Source organism: Streptomyces hirsutus, from assembly GCF_001418415.1.
In the GTDB taxonomy this organism is placed as follows: Bacteria; Actinomycetota; Actinomycetes; order Streptomycetales; family Streptomycetaceae; genus Streptomyces; species Streptomyces hirsutus.
Genome location: NZ_LIQT01000295.1, coordinates 1 through 16,785 on the forward strand (window position 1 = coordinate 1; position 16,785 = coordinate 16,785).

At 72.6% G+C, this 16,785-nt stretch carries 15 protein-coding genes and 1 riboswitch; of the genes, 11 read left to right on the forward strand and 4 right to left on the reverse strand.

Annotated features, from left to right (window positions below; genetic code table 11):
* Nucleotides 1–54: 54 nt before the first annotated feature.
* Complete coding sequence (locus AOK11_RS21980) at nucleotides 55–1,494, reverse strand: DHA2 family efflux MFS transporter permease subunit (protein WP_055595447.1); 1,440 nt, start codon at nucleotides 1,492–1,494, stop codon at nucleotides 55–57.
* A gap of 279 nt (nucleotides 1,495–1,773) precedes the next feature.
* On the opposite strand from AOK11_RS21980, the gene AOK11_RS21985 reads away from it, so the two are divergent.
* From AOK11_RS21985 to AOK11_RS22005, 5 genes are all read left to right on the forward strand, one after another.
* Complete coding sequence (locus AOK11_RS21985; protein WP_055595448.1) at nucleotides 1,774–3,273, forward strand: MFS transporter; 1,500 nt, start codon at nucleotides 1,774–1,776, stop codon at nucleotides 3,271–3,273.
* Nucleotides 3,274–3,496: 223 nt separating this feature from the next.
* Nucleotides 3,497–4,177, forward strand: a complete 681-nt coding sequence (locus AOK11_RS21990; RefSeq protein WP_055595449.1) for a class I SAM-dependent methyltransferase — start codon at nucleotides 3,497–3,499, stop codon at nucleotides 4,175–4,177.
* A gap of 65 nt (nucleotides 4,178–4,242) precedes the next feature.
* Nucleotides 4,243–5,250, forward strand: a complete 1,008-nt coding sequence (locus tag AOK11_RS21995; protein ID WP_055595450.1) for an N-acetylmuramoyl-L-alanine amidase — start codon at nucleotides 4,243–4,245, stop codon at nucleotides 5,248–5,250.
* A gap of 157 nt (nucleotides 5,251–5,407) precedes the next feature.
* Complete coding sequence (locus AOK11_RS22000; RefSeq protein ID WP_055595451.1) at nucleotides 5,408–6,232, forward strand: DUF5336 domain-containing protein; 825 nt, start codon at nucleotides 5,408–5,410, stop codon at nucleotides 6,230–6,232.
* A gap of 209 nt (nucleotides 6,233–6,441) precedes the next feature.
* The gene (locus AOK11_RS22005; protein ID WP_055595452.1) at nucleotides 6,442–6,735 is read left to right on the forward strand and encodes a hypothetical protein; all 294 of its coding nucleotides are present in this window, start codon (nucleotides 6,442–6,444) and stop codon (nucleotides 6,733–6,735) included.
* 134 nt (nucleotides 6,736–6,869) lie between these two features.
* On the opposite strand, the gene AOK11_RS22010 is transcribed toward AOK11_RS22005, so the two are convergent.
* From AOK11_RS22010 to AOK11_RS22020, 3 genes are read right to left on the reverse strand one after another with little or no spacing between them, the layout of a single operon-like run.
* Nucleotides 6,870–7,946, reverse strand: a complete 1,077-nt coding sequence (locus tag AOK11_RS22010) for a prenyltransferase/squalene oxidase repeat-containing protein (protein WP_055595453.1) — start codon at nucleotides 7,944–7,946, stop codon at nucleotides 6,870–6,872.
* Nucleotides 7,943–8,743 carry a class I SAM-dependent methyltransferase gene (locus AOK11_RS22015; RefSeq protein WP_055595454.1) on the reverse strand — a complete coding sequence of 267 codons (801 nt, stop codon included), beginning with the start codon at nucleotides 8,741–8,743 and terminating at the stop codon, nucleotides 7,943–7,945. Before AOK11_RS22015 ends, AOK11_RS22010 begins: the two co-directional genes overlap by 4 nt.
* Nucleotides 8,737–10,167, reverse strand: coding sequence for a glycosyltransferase family 4 protein (locus tag AOK11_RS22020; RefSeq protein WP_055595455.1), 1,431 nt, complete (start codon nucleotides 10,165–10,167; stop codon nucleotides 8,737–8,739). Before AOK11_RS22020 ends, AOK11_RS22015 begins: the two co-directional genes overlap by 7 nt.
* A gap of 207 nt (nucleotides 10,168–10,374) precedes the next feature.
* Between AOK11_RS22020 and AOK11_RS22025 the strand changes: the two genes are divergently transcribed.
* From AOK11_RS22025 to AOK11_RS22050, 6 genes are all read left to right on the forward strand, one after another.
* Nucleotides 10,375–11,085, forward strand: a complete 711-nt coding sequence (locus AOK11_RS22025; RefSeq protein ID WP_206188896.1) for a TetR family transcriptional regulator — start codon at nucleotides 10,375–10,377, stop codon at nucleotides 11,083–11,085.
* 270 nt (nucleotides 11,086–11,355) lie between these two features.
* Nucleotides 11,356–12,750 carry a glycoside hydrolase family 10 protein gene (locus tag AOK11_RS22030; protein ID WP_079035006.1) on the forward strand — a complete coding sequence of 465 codons (1,395 nt, stop codon included), beginning with the start codon at nucleotides 11,356–11,358 and terminating at the stop codon, nucleotides 12,748–12,750.
* A 210-nt stretch (nucleotides 12,751–12,960) separates the two neighbouring features.
* A riboswitch (cobalamin riboswitch) is annotated at nucleotides 12,961–13,033 on the forward strand.
* Nucleotides 13,034–13,163: 130 nt separating this feature from the next.
* The gene (locus AOK11_RS22035) at nucleotides 13,164–14,417 is read left to right on the forward strand and encodes a prenyltransferase/squalene oxidase repeat-containing protein (RefSeq protein ID WP_055595456.1); all 1,254 of its coding nucleotides are present in this window, start codon (nucleotides 13,164–13,166) and stop codon (nucleotides 14,415–14,417) included.
* The gene (locus AOK11_RS22040) at nucleotides 14,414–15,145 is read left to right on the forward strand and encodes an SCO2322 family protein (protein ID WP_240497443.1); all 732 of its coding nucleotides are present in this window, start codon (nucleotides 14,414–14,416) and stop codon (nucleotides 15,143–15,145) included. Before AOK11_RS22035 ends, AOK11_RS22040 begins: the two co-directional genes overlap by 4 nt.
* Nucleotides 15,138–16,283, forward strand: coding sequence for an energy-coupling factor transporter transmembrane component T (locus tag AOK11_RS22045; RefSeq protein WP_055595457.1), 1,146 nt, complete (start codon nucleotides 15,138–15,140; stop codon nucleotides 16,281–16,283). Before AOK11_RS22040 ends, AOK11_RS22045 begins: the two co-directional genes overlap by 8 nt.
* Nucleotides 16,280–16,785: ABC transporter ATP-binding protein (locus AOK11_RS22050; protein WP_157869418.1), on the forward strand; the 506-nt coding region annotated here is incomplete at its 3' end. The genes AOK11_RS22045 and AOK11_RS22050, both read left to right, overlap by 4 nt.

Genomic DNA, 16,785 nt, shown 5'->3' on the forward strand with positions numbered 1-16,785 from the left:
GTCTGGCCGTCCTGTCGACCCTCGCGGCCGCCCGTCCGCCCGTCCGTCCGGAACTCAGTGGGCCGCCGCGGCCTTTCGGGGCAGCCACAGCCACATCAGGACCACGCCGACGGCCAGGATCGCCGTTCCGGTGCGGAAGGCCAGGGCGTAGCCCTCGGTCAGGGCCTCCGGAGTGGTACTGCCTCCCGTACGGGCCGCCGCGAGGGTCGACAGGACGGCCAGACCGAGCGAACCGCCCATCGTGCGCGAGGTGTTGATCAGGCCGGCGACCAGACCGGCCTCCTCCGGCGCGGTGCCGGAGGTGGCGAGCGCGGCGAGGGGGGTTCCGGCGAGGCCGGCGCCCAGCATCATCAGGATGCCGGGAACCATGATCGCCGTCAGATACGTGCCGTCGGCCGTCATCGTCGACTGCCAGGCGAAGCCGGCCAGCGCGACGAGCGTGCCGAGCACGGCCACGGCACGTGCCCCGGCGGCGCGCATCAGCCGGGGCGCGGCCTTGGAGCCGACGACCACGGCGAGCGAGCTGGGCACCAGGGCGAATCCGGCCTCGAGCGGGGTGTAGCCGAGCACGTTCTGGGCGTAGAGGGTCATGAAGAACCACATGCAGAACATGGCGGCGCCGCTCAGGAACATCGCCACGTTCGCCGACGAGACCGATCGCACCCGGAACAGTCCCAGCGGCATCAGCGGGGCCTTGGTCCGTGCCTCGACGAGGAGGAACAGGGCGATGAGGGCGAGTCCGGCGCACAGCGGCACCAGGGTGGGCGGCGCCGTCCATCCCTCGGCCTCGGTCTGGGAGATGCCGAAGGCCAGGGTGGCGAGGCCGGCCGTCACCAGCATCGCGCCGGGCAGGTCGAGCCGCCGTCCGTCCCCGGCCCGGCCCTCCGCCAGCCACCAGGCCGCCCCGGCCAGCACCAGCACCCCGATCGGCACGTTGATCAGCAGCACCCACCGCCACGACAGGGTGTCCACCAGCACCCCGCCGACGAAACCGCCGGCCGCGCCGCCGCCCGCACCGACGGCGGTCCAGGTCGCGATGGCACGGGCCCGCGCGGGGCCCTCCGGGACCGCCGAGGTGACGATGGTGAGGGTGGACGGCGCCAGGACCGCGGCCCCGAGCCCCTGCACCGCCCGCGCCAGCAGCAGGTGCCAGCCCTCCTGGGCCAGCCCGCCCGCCAGGCTGGCCAGCGTGAACAGGCCGAGGCCGACGAGGAACATCCGCTTGCGCCCGTAGAGGTCACCGGCGCGTCCACCGAGCAGCATGAACCCGGCGAAGGCGATGGCGTACGCGTTCACCACCCACTGCAGGCCCTGCTCGCTGAGCCCGAGACCGGTACGCATCGACGGCAGCGCGACGTTGACCACGGAGATGTCGAGCACGACGAGGAACTGCCCCAGGCACGCGAGTGCCACCGCCAGCCACGGGGGCGGCGTGCGGCGACGGGGTGTGCGGGCGGTGAGGGCGGCGTCCGGGGCTTCGAGCATGGGCGTCATGGTCTCAATCGTCCGGTACCCCCTGCATCGGGATTTCGCCGGGCGGGTCCTCGGTCTTCCGGCCTAGGGCCGTCAGGAAGGATCCCCTCCCCGTCGGCATCCCGCAGGATGGTCCGGTGGCCCGGGGCGGCCCAAGGGTTGGTCAAGAAATCGTTAGCGTGCCAAAGCATTGGAATAGTTGCCCCGGCACACAGGTTCCGTACGCACGTATCCGGCACCCCCAGTTCTGTACCGACTGTCCCGTACCGACCTCACGCTTCGATCTGGAGGCCCTCTTCCATGACCCAGTCGACGCACGACCGTCCCGCGGGCGGAGCGGACGGAGCGGGCAGAGCTGTGGTCCCGGTGCTCGCCTTCGCGGGCATCGTCGTCGCGGTGATGCAGACCCTGATCGTCCCGGTGATCAAGGACCTGCCCCGCCTGCTGGACACCACGCCCGGCGACGCCACGTGGGTCCTGACGTCGACGCTGCTGTCCGGTGCCGTCGCCACCCCCATCATGGGCCGCCTCGGCGACCTCTACGGCAAGCGGCGCATGCTGGTCGCCAGCCTCTCGGTCATGGTGGCCGGCGCCCTCGTCAGCGCGCTCACCAGCGACCTGCTGCTGATGATCGCCGGCCGTACGCTCCAGGGCGTCGCGATGGGCGCGATCCCGCTCGGCATCGGTCTGATGCGCGACCTGCTGCCCCCGGAGCGGCTGGGCTCCGCGATGGCGCTGATGAGTTCCTCGATAGGCGTCGGCGGCGGTCTCGCGCTGCCCGCCGCCGCGCTGGTGGCCCAGAACTCCGACTGGCACGTCCTCTACTGCGGCGCCGCCGGCCTCGGCGTCCTCGCCATCGCCCTCACCCTGACCCTCGTACCGGAGTCACCGGCACGGGCGCCCGGCACCTTCGACCTGCCGGGCGCGCTGGGGCTGTCCGCCGGGCTGCTCCTCTTCCTCCTGCCCCTCACCAAGGGCAGCGCCTGGGGCTGGACATCCGGGACCACGCTCGGCCTGCTCGGGGCGGCGGTCGTGGTGCTCCTGCTCTGGGGCCTGCTGGAACTGCGGGTGCCCGCACCCCTGGTGGACCTGCGCACCACCGCCCGCCGCGAGGTCCTCCTCACCAACCTCGCGTCGATCATGATCGGCGTCTCCTTCTTCGTCATCTCCCTGGTACTGCCCCAGCTGCTCCAGCTCCCCGCCTCCACCGGGTACGGCCTCGGCCAGTCGATGGTGGTGGCGGGTCTGTGCGTGGCGCCGCTGGGCGTGACGATGATGTTCACGGCGCCCGTCTACGCCCGTCTGTCCGCCCGCTACGGTCCCAAGGTCACCCTCGTCCTGGGCCTGTCGGTCATCGGGGCCGGTTACGCCGGCGGTCTGGGCCTGCTGGACGTCCTCTGGGGACCCGTCCTCATCTCGGTCGTCGTCGGCGCGGGCATCGGCCTGGCCTACGCCTCCCTGCCCGCCCTGATCATCGGCGCGGTCCCGGCCTCGGAGACGGGCGCGGCCAACGGCCTCAACACCCTGATGCGCTCGATCGGTACGTCGATGTCGAGTGCGGTCGTCGGGATGGTGCTGGCCAGTACGGCGAACACGGTGGGCGGGGTGGAGATCCCGAGCATGCACGGCTTCCGCCTCTCCTTCATGATCGCGACGGCGGCGGTGGCCGTGGGCCTGGTCCTGGCCCTGTTCATCCCCGGCCGACGCCCGTCGAACACCCTGCGGCTGCGCGCGAGCAGCGAGGAGGACGCCCACCTGGAGCGCGCGGAGCAGGCCCTGCGCGGGCCGGTCCCGGCCTGACCGCCGGACCGGCGCCCCTCCTCCGCTCCTCCGCTTCTCCGCTTCTCCGCTTCTCCGCTCCTTCGCGTACTCCTCCCGGCACTTCTCGCGGCACCCCTGCCGCACCGCACGACAGGCGGTACGGCAGCATGGGCACCCCGAGCCATACGCTCACCCCATGCGTCCCCGCCACGCGCCCCGGGCCATGCTTCCAGGACACACGACCGAGAGGACGCCGGAACCGATGCCGACCCCGACTCCGACGCCGACGCCGAACCCCCCGGCACCGGGGCCCGAGATCCTGGCCGCGTTCGAGGCGGCGAAGGGCTTCATGCCCGTCGGCGAGGGGCTGGCCCTGTACACGGCCGCGGTCGAAGCGGGACGGCTGGGCCTCCCTCTTCTGGAGGTCGGCACCTACTGCGGCCGCTCCACGATCCTTCTCGCCGGCGCCGCCCGTGAGGCCGGGGTCACCGCGCTCACCGTGGACCACCACCGGGGCAGCGAGGAGCAGCAGCCGGGCTGGGAGTACCACGACCCGGAGACGGTCGACCCCGAGCTGGGCGTGATGGACACGCTCCCCACCTTCCGCCGCACGCTCCACCGGGCGGGCCTGGAGGACCACGTGGTCGCCCTGGTCGGCTGCTCCCCCAAGGTCGCGGCTCTGTGGAACTCCCCCCTCGCCCTGGTCTTCATCGACGGCGGCCACACGGACGAGCACGCCACGGCCGACTACGAGGGCTGGGCCCCGCACGTCGCCGAGGGCGGTCTCCTCGTCATCCACGACGTCTTCCCCGACCCCGTCGACGAGTTCACCGGTCAGGCCCCGTACCGCGTCTACCTCCGCGCCCTGGCCTCCGGCGCCTTCACGGAACTCCCGGCGACGGACTCGCTGCGCGTCCTGCGCCGTACCGGAGACGGGACCTGAGGCGAAGGCCTCCCGTCCGGACGATCAGGACGATGGCGGGTACGGACGGCCGTTAGGGTGGCTGCGTGTCGTACACAGGGCCCGACTTCGATCCGCCGCCGTCCCGCCGCTTCCGGCGTGGACCGCTGACCGTGGCGCTCGCCGCGCTCGTGCCGGGCGCGCTGCTCGGCTGGGCCGTCTACGCGGCCGTGGGCGGGTCGGGGGACGACGGGGGCGACGCGAGTACGTCCGCCGGGGCGTCCGCCTCGGCCTCCTCCCCGGCACCGTCCTCCGCCGACGCCTCGCCCCCGGACGAGCCGGACGAGTCCGACGGCAAGAAGCCGAGCACCTCCCCCGACTCCGCATCCGGCTCCGCATCCGCTTCCTCCTCCCCGTCCGCGTCCGCGCCCGCCGGGACCGGGCCGCTCAAGGGGAAGGTCGTGGTCATCGACCCCGGGCACAACCCGGGCAACTTCCGGCACACCGCCGAGATCAACCGCCAGGTCGACATCGGGACGAACTCCAAGGAGTGCGACACCACCGGCACGTCCACCAACGACGGTTTCAGCGAGGCGAAGTTCACCCTGGACGTCGCCCACCGGATGCGCGCGCTCCTCGAGGAGCAGGGCGCCACGGTGAAGCTGACGCAGGACGACGACCGGCCGTTCGGACCGTGCATCGACGAACGGGCACGGATCGGCAACAAGGCGAAGGCGGATGCCGTCGTGTCGATCCACGCGGACGGTTCGGGCACCGGGAACCGCGGTTTCCACGTGATCCTGCCCGGCCCCGTGAACTCCGGCGCCGCCGACACCCGGGCCATCGTCGAGCCGTCCCGCGAACTCGGTGAGCGCATCGCGGGCAATTTCGTACGCGCCACCGGCAACGGGCCGTCCAACTACGTGGGCGGCGGTACCGGACTCGTCACGCGTAAGGACCTGGGCGGTCTCAATCTGTCAACGGTTCCCAAGGTGTTCATCGAGTGCGGCAACATGCGCGATAGCAAGGACGCGGCACTTCTGACCAGCGGTGCCTGGCGGCAGAAGGCGGCGCGGGGAATCTCCGAGGGAATTGCGAGTTTCCTGCGCGGGTAGGGGTAGGTGGGCTGATCCGGGCGGACATCCCGCTCGTGCGGACGATAGTGTCGTTCCCACGATGAGGGGTCAGCCCCGCGCTTCACACCGGGCCCCGAGGGCGACGTGGTGACAGCGACGCCTCTGCCGACGACGAGACGACCGAGAAGGACCTGAAGTGAATATCCGCTCCCTCACTCGAGGCGACGGCGTGGTGATCGGAGCAGCGGTATTGCTGTTCATCGCGTCGTTCCTCGATCTCTACTCGATCGACGGCGCGCCCGACGACATCATCCCCAGCCTGTGGGGAAGCGGCCCGGTCGTGTTCGGTGTCGTGCTGGCGGGCATCATCGGCGCGGCGCTCGTCGTCGTGTCCCGCGGGCTGCCGCAGCCGCCGAAGGTCGCGGGGCTCGACCTCGGCCAGTTCGGCGTCGCGTTCACCGTCTTCGCGGCCTGGAGCGCGCTCGGCAACATCTTCGACCCGGCCGGTGGCGCCAACAACCTCACCAGCGGTTCCTCCTCCTCGGACGGGCCCGACTCCGGTCTCGGCCTGATCCTGGCCCTCGTCGCCACGCTGATCATGGCTGCCGCCGCCGTCGCCACCCCGCTGGTCCCGGCCCTCAAGGGCTCGCTCGTACCGGCGGCCCGTCCCGCCGCCCCGCAGCCCTACGGCGCCCAGCCGCCCGGCGGTTACGGCTACCCGGGTGCGCAGCAGGCCGGCTTCGGCGGTCAGCCGCAGCAGGGCCAGCCCGGTCAGTCGTTCGCCGGCCAGCAGCCCGGTCAGCCGGCCGCGCCGCCCACCGGTGGCTTCTCGCCGTTCTGGTTCGCCGTGCCGGTGCCCCGGCCGCTGTTCCCGGAGGACGGTTCGCCGACGCCGATCGCCGAACTGGCCCCCGGCACCTGGTACCTGGCCGTCGAGCAGCGCGGCCCGGCCCTCGTCGCCCAGACGCAGGACGGCCGTCGCGGTGTCCTTCAGGACACCTCGGGCATCCAGCGCGGCTGACCCGCTCCGCAGCGCGCGGCCCCTCGTCCTTTGGGGCGGGGGGCCGTTGTCGTACGGTCGGCGCCCGCGCATCCGACCCACCGTCCGATTGCCGCACCGTCCGATTGCCCCGCCGTCCGATTGCCCCGCCGACCGGCCGATCGGACGACCCGCCGGTGCCTGTCCGGCCGTCCGGGTTTCAATCGCGGTTTCGGGGCCAGACGGACACCATGTCCCCACGAACTCGCAGTGGTTCCAGCTCCGCAGGGACGGCCGTCGCGGTGATCGCGGACATCATGGCCGGCATTCTCGGACTCTGGATTCTGATGTACCTGTTGGACGCCAACCGGGCCAATGACCTGGTCCAGTTCGTCCATGACGCGGCCAACTGGCTGGCCGGCTGGTCCCGTGACCTGTTCACCTTCGACGAGGACTGGGCCCGGGTGGTCGCCGGATACGGCCTGGCCGCGGTGGTCTACCTCTTCGTCGGCCACGGCATCGCCAACAGCCTCCACCGGCGCTGAGGTCGAGGCCCTTCGCCCGCGTCCGCCGGGGGCGCGTCCGCCGGACCGAGGGCGGCCCCCGCCCCGGCGGCCGTGCCCCCGGTCAGACTCCGGTGTCAGACTCCGGTGTCAGACTCCGGTGTCAGACTCCGGTGTCAGACCTCGGCGCAGCAGTCGGGGTCGAGGCCCCTCGGAAGGCGGTCGCCGCTGAAGACCGCGCAGGTGCCCTCGTGACCGCCGAGCGCGGCGACGGCCAGCAGCAGCGAACCGGCCGTCCAGGCGGTCAGCTCGACCGGCCAGATCGCCTCGTCGTCGAAGACGTACCCCGTCCAGTACAGGCCGGTCTCCGGATCGCGCAGGTGCTGGATGGACTGGAGCACCTCCAGCGCGCGGTCGGACTCGCCCATCACCCAGAGGGCCAGGGCGAGTTCGGCCGACTCACCGCCGGTCACCCACGGGTTGGGGGCCACGCAGCGCACCCCGAGCCCGGGAACGACGAAGCGGTCCCAGCCCTCCTCGATCCGCTCCTTGGCCTCGGCGTCGGTGAGGGCGCCGCCCAGCACGGGGTAGTACCAGTCCATGGAGTAGCGGTCCTTGTCGAGGAACCGCTCCGGGTGGTGCCGGATCGCATGGCGGAGCGCACCGGCCGCCAACTCCCAGTCCGGCTGCGGCTCTTCCCGCTGCTCGGCGATGGCGAGGGCGCAGCGCAGCGCGTGGTGGACGGAGGAGCAGCCGGTGAGCAGCGCGTCCGTGGTGGGCGTGCCGTCGTCGTCGCGCCGCCAGCCGATCTGTCCGCCGGGCTGCTGGAGCCGCAGCACCCACTCCACGGCCGCGTACACGGTGGGCCACAGGCGGTCCAGGAAGGTGTCGTCGCCGGTGGAGAGGTAGTGGTGCCAGACGCCGACGGCGACGTAGGCGACGAAGTTGGTCTCCCGCCCCCGGTCGGTGACGTCGTCGGGGTCGCCGTCGGCATACGCCGCGTACCAGGATCCGTCCACCAACTGGTGCCTGGCCAGCCACAGATAGGCCTGCTCGGCGGCCTCGTGGGCGCCTGAGGCGTCCAGGGCCATCGCGGCCTCGACGTGGTCCCACGGGTCGAGGTGGTGGCCCCTGAACCAGGGGATCGCCCCGTCCTCGCGCTGCACGCCGAGGATGCCGGCGACGGTCTCGGCGGCCTGCTCGGCGGTGAGGACTCCGGGCAGGACGAGGTGTTCCGTCCGGGAGGTCGTCACGGGGTGGCCGCCCCGGCCTCGGCAGCCGTCGCGGTGTCCGTACCCGCCCCGGCCCCGGCCCCGGCTTCCGCTTCGGCGCGCGGCAGGTGCGGCTTGGTCGCGTACGCCACGAAGCTCTTGCCCATCACCGGGTTCAGGGTCCGCTCCGCGAGGCGGGTGGCCAGCGGCTTCTTCATGATGTCCCAGACCAGCAGCTTGTGGTACGCCCGTACCGGCAGCGCCTTGTCGTTGTCCACGCCGAAGGCGCACTTCAACCACCAGTACGGCGAGTGCAGCGCGTGCGCGTGGTGGGTGCCGTAGGGGCGCAGGCCGGCCTCGCGCATCCTGGCCAGCAGTTGGTCGGCCTTGTAGATGCGGATGTGGCCGCCCTCGACCTCGTGGTAGGCGTCGGACAGGGTCCAGCACACCTTCTCGGGGCCGTAGCGCGGCACGGTGACCGCGATGCGGCCGCCGGGCCTGAGCACGCGGACCATCTCGGCGAGGACGCCCTTGTCGTCGGGGATGTGCTCCATGACCTCGGAGATGATCACGACGTCGAAGGACTCGTCGGGGAAGGGCAGGGCGAGGGCGTCGCCCTCCATCGCCGTGGCGGTGGCCCCGGCGGGCGCCTCCCCGGCCTCCTTCATCGCGGCGAACCACTGGGCGACCTCGCGGATCTCCTCGGCGTTCCGGTCCAGCGCCACGACCTGCGCCCCGCGCCGGTAGCACTCGAACGCGTGCCGGCCGGCACCGCACCCGAGGTCCAGGACACGGTCGCCCGGGGCGAGCGGGAACCGGGAGAAGTCGACGGTCAGCACGTGGCCCTGCTTTCACGGTGGGAGGTGAGGGGTTCTTCTGCGGCAGGCGTCCGGACCGCCACGGGCGCCGGGCCGGCCGCGGGAGCGGGCACGACGGCGACGGGACCGGCCGCCGCGGCCCCGTCGGCACGGGCCATCGCCTCGCGGTAGCGGGCGACCGTGCCCTCGGCCGCGCGGGCCCAGGTGAAGTGCCGCAGCACCCGTTCCCGTCCGGCGGCGCCGAGCCGTGCGCGCAGCTCCGGGTCGCCGAGCAGCCGGTTCAGCCCGGCGGCCAGCGCCTCCGCGTCGCCGGGCGGGACGGCCAGGCAGGTCTCGCCGTCGCGGCCGGCGACCTCCGGGATCGCGCCGCCGGTCGTGGCGAGCAGTGGGGTGCCGGTGGCCATGGCCTCGGCGGCGGGCAGTGAGAAGCCCTCGTACAGCGACGGTACGCAGGCGACCTGGGCGGAGCGCACGAGATCGACCAGTTCCGCGTCCGAGATGCCCTTGACGAACTCGACGGCGTCGCCGAGCCCGTACCGCTCCATCGCCTGCGCGACGGGCCCCTTGGCGGGGCGCGTGCCGACGACGACGAGGTGCGCCTCGGGCTGTTCGACACGGACCTTGGCCAGCGCCTCGACGAGGAAGACCAGGCCCTTGAGCGGCACGTCCGCGCTGGACGTCGTCACGATCCGGCCCGGTACGACGGGCACCGACGGGTCCGGTGAGAACAGGTCGGTGTCGGCGCCGATGTGGACGACGTGGATGCGGTCCTGGCGTACGCCCAGATGGCCGATGATCTCGTCGCGGGAGGTGCCGGAGACGGTGAGCACGGAGGGCAGACGGCGGGCGACCCGCTTCTGCATCCTGGTGAACGCGTACCAGCGGCGCACCGAGGCGCGCCTGCGCCTGCTCTCCGCCGCGTCCAGGTCCAGCCGCCGGTCGACGGTGATGGGGTGGTGGATCGTGGTCACCAGGGGCGCGCCGACGTCGCCGAGCAGACCGTAGCCGAGCGTCTGGTTGTCGTGGACGACGTCGAAGTCACCGCGCCGGGCCCGCAGATGACGGCGGGCGCGCAGCGAGAAGGTCAGCGGTTCGGGGAAGCCGCCGGTCCACATGGTGCCGACCTCGAGCGCGTCGATCCAGTCGCGGTACTCGCCGCGGCCCGGGGTGCGGAAGGGGTCCGGCTGGCGGTAGAGGTCGAGGCTGGGCAGCTCGGTCAGGCTCAGCCCGTCGTAGCCCTCGTCGAGGACGGGGTAGGGCTGGGCGCCGATGACCTCGACCCGGTGGCCGAGGCGGGCGAGCTCGCGGGAGAGGTGGCGGACGTAGACACCCTGTCCGCCGCAGAACGGGTTCCCCTTGTAGGTGAGGAGCGCTATGCGGAGCGGTCGCAAGCCATCGGAGGACGGTCCCTGTGAGAGCCCGGCCTGACTGGCCTCAGCGGTCACTCTGGGCCCCCTTCTCCCTGCACGGTCCCGCGACTCTACGTCGGGACGCTAACCTAGAACAAGTTTCAGAGTTGATCGTTCGGAGGCTCCGAATCTACCGGCAGGTAGGGACGCGGCGGACAGTGGATCAGGTGATTCACGCCACGACGGGATGCGTGCCATGCTGTCCGATCATCAACCCTCACCGACGGTCACGGAATGGGGCCCATGCCCGCGGAAGCCCACAGGGACAAGGCGGCCGAGGCGGCGAAGCCGGATGAGCCGGCCAAGGCGGACAAGGCGGCGAAGATGGAAGCCGGCACCACTCGAACCTCCCCTGCCTCACCCCTGACCGAACGGCAGGAGGCGCGCAGGCGGCGCATCCTGCGCGCGAGCGCCCAGCTGGCCGGCCGGGGCGGCTTCGACGCGGTGCAGATGCGCGAGGTGGCGGAGTCCTCCCAGGTGGCACTGGGCACGCTGTACCGGTACTTCCCGTCCAAGATCCACCTGCTGGTGGCCACGATGCAGGACCAGCTGGAGCATATGCGCGGCACCCTGCGGAAGAAGCCGCCGACGGGCGAGACGGCCGCCGAGCGGGTCACGGAGACCCTGATGTGGGCCTTCCGCGCACTCCAGCGCGAGCCGCAGCTGGCCGACGCGATGGTGCGCGCCCTGACGTTCGCGGACCGCAGCGTGAGCCCGGAGGTCGACCAGGTCTCCCGCCAGACGACGGCGATCATCCTGGACGCCACGGGCCTCGAGAACCCCACGCCGGACCAGCTCTCGGCGGTCCGCGTCATCGAGCACACCTGGCACTCGGCGCTCATCACCTGGCTGTCGGGGCGTGCCTCCATCGCCCAGGTCAAGATCGACATAGAGACGGTGTGCCGCCTGATCGACTTGACGGTACCTTCGTCGGCGTCGAAGGATTCCGACTGACGGATTCGAAACTTTCGAACCCTTCCCCTCGGTCGCCCACCTCTCCCACGCCTGTCACCCTTCGGCCATACGTGACCCGGTCGTGCGCGAACGATTGACCACCCCTCTATTCGTTCATATCGTCTGCGCTGTCGTTCGGAATGAGTTGCGAAACATTCGAACCCGCAGGGCACGCTTCGAGCACCTCGGCACAGAGCGCGGCAGCAGACGATCCCCGCCATCCGCACCACCACGGCACCCCCACGGCACCCCCACCGGAGAAGAGATGTCATGCGCATGATCAAATTAGGAATCCGAGAGGCAGGCGCCAAGGCGGCCCGAGGCCCCCTGGCCGTCGCCGCGACCGCGCTGCTCACCGCGACCGCGCTCGTGGCGCTCCCCCAGAGCACCGCGCACGCCGCCGACACCCTGGGCGCGGCGGCGGCCGAGAAGGGCCGCTACTTCGGCGCCGCGGTCGCCGCGAACCACCTGGGCGAGGCCCAGTACGCCGCCACGCTCAACACCGAGTTCAACTCGGTGACGCCCGAGAACGAGATGAAGTGGGACGCCCTCGAGCCCAGCCGCGGCTCGTTCAGCTTCGGCAACGCCGACCGGATCGTGAACCACGCCCGGGGCCGGGGCATGGCGGTCCGCGGACACACCCTGGTGTGGCACTCCCAACTGCCCGGCTGGGTCTCCGGCCTCGGCACCTCCGACCTGCGGTCGGCGATGAACAACCACATCACCCAGGTCATGACGCACTACCGGGGCCAGATCCACTCCTGGGACGTGGTCAACGAGGCCTTCCAGGACGGAAGCAGCGGCGCCCGGCGCAGCTCGCCCTTCCAGGACAGGCTCGGCAACGGCTTCATCGAGGAGGCCTTCCGCACGGCCCGCGCGACCGACCCGAACGCCAAGCTCTGCTACAACGACTACAACACCGACGGCGTCAACGCGAAGAGCAACGCCGTCTACACCATGGTCCGCGACTTCAAGTCCCGCGGCGTGCCCATCGACTGCGTCGGCTTCCAGTCCCACTTCAACAGCGCGTCCCCCGTCCCGTCCGACTACCGGGCCAACCTCCAGCGCTTCGCCGACCTCGGCGTGGACGTGCAGATCACCGAGCTGGACATCGAGGGCTCGGGCACGACCCAGGCGACCAACTACGGCAATGTCGTCACGGCCTGCCTCGCGGTCTCGCGGTGCACCGGCATCACGGTGTGGGGCATCCCGGACAAGTACTCGTGGCGGTCGAGCGGAACGCCTCTGCTGTTCGACGACAACTACACCAAGAAGCCCGCCTACCACGCGGTCCTGAGCGCGCTCGGCGGCTCCGACGGCGGTGGCGGGGACCCGGGCGGTCCCGGCGACCCCGACGCCGCCTGCACCGCCGCCTACACCACGGCGGAGGACTGGGGCGGCGGCTACAACGGCAAGGTGACCATCACGGCGGGCCGTTCGCCGATCAGCGCGTGGGCCGTGAACGTCACGATGACACCCCCGCAGAAGGTCTCCACGGTCTGGAACGGCTCACCCACCTGGGACGGCAGCGGCAACGTCATGACGGTGCGGTCCAGTTGGAACGGCACGCTCGCGGCCGGAGCCTCGACGACCTTCGGCTTCACGGTGACGAGGAACGGCGGCTCGACGACACCCCCACAGCTCGGCCCCTGCACGGCCTCCTGACCGAAGCCCCACTTTCAGCGGAGCAGAGCCGGTCCGGCCCGCACCCGTCGACGGGTGCGGGCCGGACCACGCGGGCGAATGCGGGACGCCCCGTCGCCGCGAGCACGCCCCGACCGGCGGCCGCGTGACCTTGACCACCCGCTTCAAGCCACTCCTGACCGCTTTCCTACGGGCGGGTACAGTGGCGACGTCGTCATCACACCCGTACGGGGGGAAGCCGGTGCAATTCCGGCGCTGACCCGCAACCGTGAGCCGTCCGCCAGGACGGCGAGCCGGAATGCCCCGGACGGAACGTGACCGGCTCACGCGTCCGGCGGTCCGCCGGTGCGCGGCACCGTCGAGGTATACGGAGCCGAGCCGCCGGGGTGTCCCGTGCTGCCCGGCTCCCCCACAGGGAGAGGCCCCCGCCGATCATGAACGTCCGCAGCAGCGCAGCGGTCCTGGCCGCCATAACCGTGATCGGCGCCGCCGCACCGGCTGCCGCCGACTCGTCCCCGGCCCCCTCACCGTCCCAGCAGGCCCTGCCCTCCGCCCTGTACGGCGAGAGCGACCCCCAGTACGACGGCGTGTGGCGCCAGTCGCTGGCCCTGCTCGCCCAGCACACGGTGGGTGTCGAGCCGCCGAAGGAGGCCGTCGACTGGCTGGCCGGCCAGCAGTGCGCCGACGGCTCCTTCGCCCCGTTCCGCGCCGACACCGGCACGGCGTGCGACGCCAAGACCATGGTCGACACCAACCAGACCGCCGCCGCCGTGCAGGCCCTCGCCGCGCTCGGCGGGCACGACGCCGTCACCGGCAAGGCCCTCGACTGGCTGAAGTCCGTACAGAACAAGGACGGCGGCTGGGGCTACATGGCGGGCGGGGCCAGTGACGCCAACTCCACGTCCGTCGTCGTCGGCGCGCTCGCCGCCGCGGGCGAGAAGCCGGCCGAGGTGGTCAAGGGCGGCAAGTCCCCCTACGACGCCCTGCTGAAGCTGGCGCTGCCGTGCGACACCAAGGGCGACGGGGCGGGCGCCTTCGCCTTCCAGCCGGACAAGAAGGGCGAACTGGTCGCCAACGCCGACGCCACCGCGGCCGGCGTGGCCGGCTCCCTCGGCGCGGGCCTGGTGGTCGAGCCGGGCAAGGGCAAGAACGGGGCGGCGGACGCCGCGTGCGAGAAGGCCGGGACGCCCGAGCAGGCCGCCGCCAACGGCGCCGCCCACCTTACGGACGCGCTCGCCGCCGACGGTCACCTCGTCTCCGCGCTCCCCGGCGCCGAGGACCAGCCCGACTACGGCAACACCGCCGACGCGGTGGTCGCGCTCGCGGCGCAGGGCGCCACCGAGCCGGCCGCGAAGTCCGTGGCCTGGCTGGAGAAGAACGCCGCCGACTGGGCCGCCCAGAGCGGTCCCGCCGCCTACGCCCAGCTGATCTTCGCCGCCCACGCCACGGGCACCGACCCGCGCGCCTTCGGCGGCGCCGACCTGGTGAAGCAGCTGACCGCCACCGGGCCGGCCGCGCCGGCGGCCGACGCGGCCGGCGAGAAGAACGGGCAGGAGGAGAAGGACGAGAAGGAGAAGGACGACTCGGGCTCCGGTTCGGTCGTCTGGTGGGCCCTCGGACTCTGCCTGGCCGCCGGCGCCGGCGTCGGCATCCTGGTGAGCAGCCGGAAGAAGAGGCAGCAGCCGTGATCCGCCGGGCCGGCCGGGTCGGTGGATCCGGCCGGGCCGTCGTCCTGTTCCTGGCCGCGCTCCTGCCCCTGCTGGCGGGTGCGGGCCAGGCGCAGGCCGCCGGCTACCGGTACTGGTCGTTCTGGGACCTCGACGGCGACAGGTGGACGTACGCCACCCAGGGCCCGTCCGTCGCCCGCCCCGCCGACGGCGACGTCCAGGGCTTCCGCTTCGCCGTCAGCGAGGAGTCCGACGACTCGTCACAGCCCCGGGGAGCCGCCGACTTCGCCGGCATCTGCGCGAAGACCCCCGCGAAGGACGGCAGCAAGCGGGTCGCCCTCGTCATCGACTTCGGTACGGCCGAGGACGCCCCGTCCGGCGAGACCCCGCCCGCGAACCGCACCGCCTGCGCCCGGGTCGCCCCGGACGCCAGCACCGCCGAGGCCCTGGCCTCCGTCGCCGAACCCCTGCGCTACGACAACAGCGCCCTGCTGTGCGCCATCGCCGGATACCCGGAACGCGGGTGCGGGGAACAGGTGTCGGGGACGGGCACGGAATCCGGCACGGGCGCCTCGGCGCCCGGGAAGGAGACCGAGGGCGGGTCCGAGGGCGGGTCCGAGAAGACCGGTTCCCCGGACTCCTCGGCGTCCGAGGACGACGGTGGTCCGTCCCTCGGTCTCTTCGCCGGGGTCGCCGTGGTGGCGCTGCTCGGGGCGGCGGCCTTCTGGCAGGTACGCCGTCGTGGCTGAGCCCGGCGGCAGCCGGCCACGGGAACGCACCGCCCCCGCCTCCCGTCGCCGGCGGGGCTCCCCCCTGCACCCCGGCGCCTGGTGGCTGTGGGCGCTGGCCCTCGGTGTCGCCGCCACCCGCACCACCAACCCCCTGCTGCTCGCCCTCCTCGTCATGGTCTCCGCGTACGTCGTGGCCACCCGCCGGCCGAACGCCCCCTGGGCCCGCTCGTACGGCGCGTTCGTCAAGCTGGCGCTGGCCGTGATCGTCGTCCGGCTGCTCTTCGCGATCGTCCTGGGGTCCCCCATCCCCGGTACGCACGTCCTTCTCGACCTGCCCGAAGTCCCGCTCCCCGACTGGGCGCAGGGCATCCGCCTGGGCGGCCGGGTCACGGCCGAGGCGCTCACGTTCGCCCTGTACGACGGCATGAAGCTGGCCACGCTGCTCATCTGCGTCGGCGCCGCGAACGCCCTCGCCAACCCGTCCCGCCTGCTGAAGTCCCTGCCCGGCGCGCTGTACGAGATGGGCGTGGCCGTGGTCGTGGCGCTGACCTTCGCGCCGAGTCTGATCACGGACGTCCAGCGGCTGCGCGCCGCCCGTCGGCTGCGGGGCCGCCCCGACCGCGGGGTCCGGGGTCTGCTCCAGGTCGGACTCCCGGTGCTGGAGGGCGCGCTGGAGCGTTCGGTCGCGCTCGCCGCCGCGATGGACGCCCGCGGGTACGGCCGTACGGCACAGGTCCCGGCCGGGGTCCGGCGCACCACCGCCGCCCTCACCCTCGGCGGGCTGCTCGGCGTCTGCGCGGGCACCTACGGGCTGCTCACCGCCGAAGGCGCCGCATACGGCGTCCCCGTGCTCCTGGCCGGTCTGGCCGCCGCGCTCGCGGGGCTGTGGCTGGGCGGACGGCGTTCCCTGCGCACCCGTTACCGGCCCGATCGCTGGGACGCCCGCGCCTGGCTGGTCGCCGGCTCCGGTGCGGCGGTCGCGGCGCTGCTGGCCGTCGCCGCCGCGCGGGACCCGGCGGCCCTGCACCCCGGCGTGGTGCCGTTGGTCGCGCCCACGCTGCCCCTGTGGCCGGCGGCGGCCGTGCTCATCGGCCTGCTCCCCGCCTTCGTCACCCCCGCCCCCACCCCCGAGGACACCGGCAAGGAGCCGTCGTGATCCGCTTCGAGAACGTCTCCGTGACGTACGACGGCTCCCCCGAACCCTCCGTGCGAGGCGTCGACTTCGAGGTTCCGGAGGGCGAACTCGTCCTGCTCGCCGGGCCGTCCGGGGTCGGCAAGTCCACGGTGCTGGGCGCGGTCAGCGGCCTCGTCCCGCACTTCACGGGCGGCACCCTGCGCGGCCGGGTCACGGTGGCCGGCCGCGACACCCGTACCCACAAGCCACGCGAACTGGCCGACGTGGTGGGGACGGTGGGCCAGGACCCGCTGTCGCACTTCGTGACGGACCTCGTCGAGGACGAACTCGCCTACGGCATGGAGTCGTTGGGCCTGCCCCCGGACGTGATGCGCCGTCGCGTCGAGGAGACGCTGGACCTGCTGGGCCTGGCCGACCTGCGGGACCGCCCCATCTCCACGCTCTCCGGCGGCCAGCAGCAGCGCGTCGCCATCGGCTCGGTCCTCACCCCGCACCCCCGGGTGCTGGTCCTCGACGAGCCGAC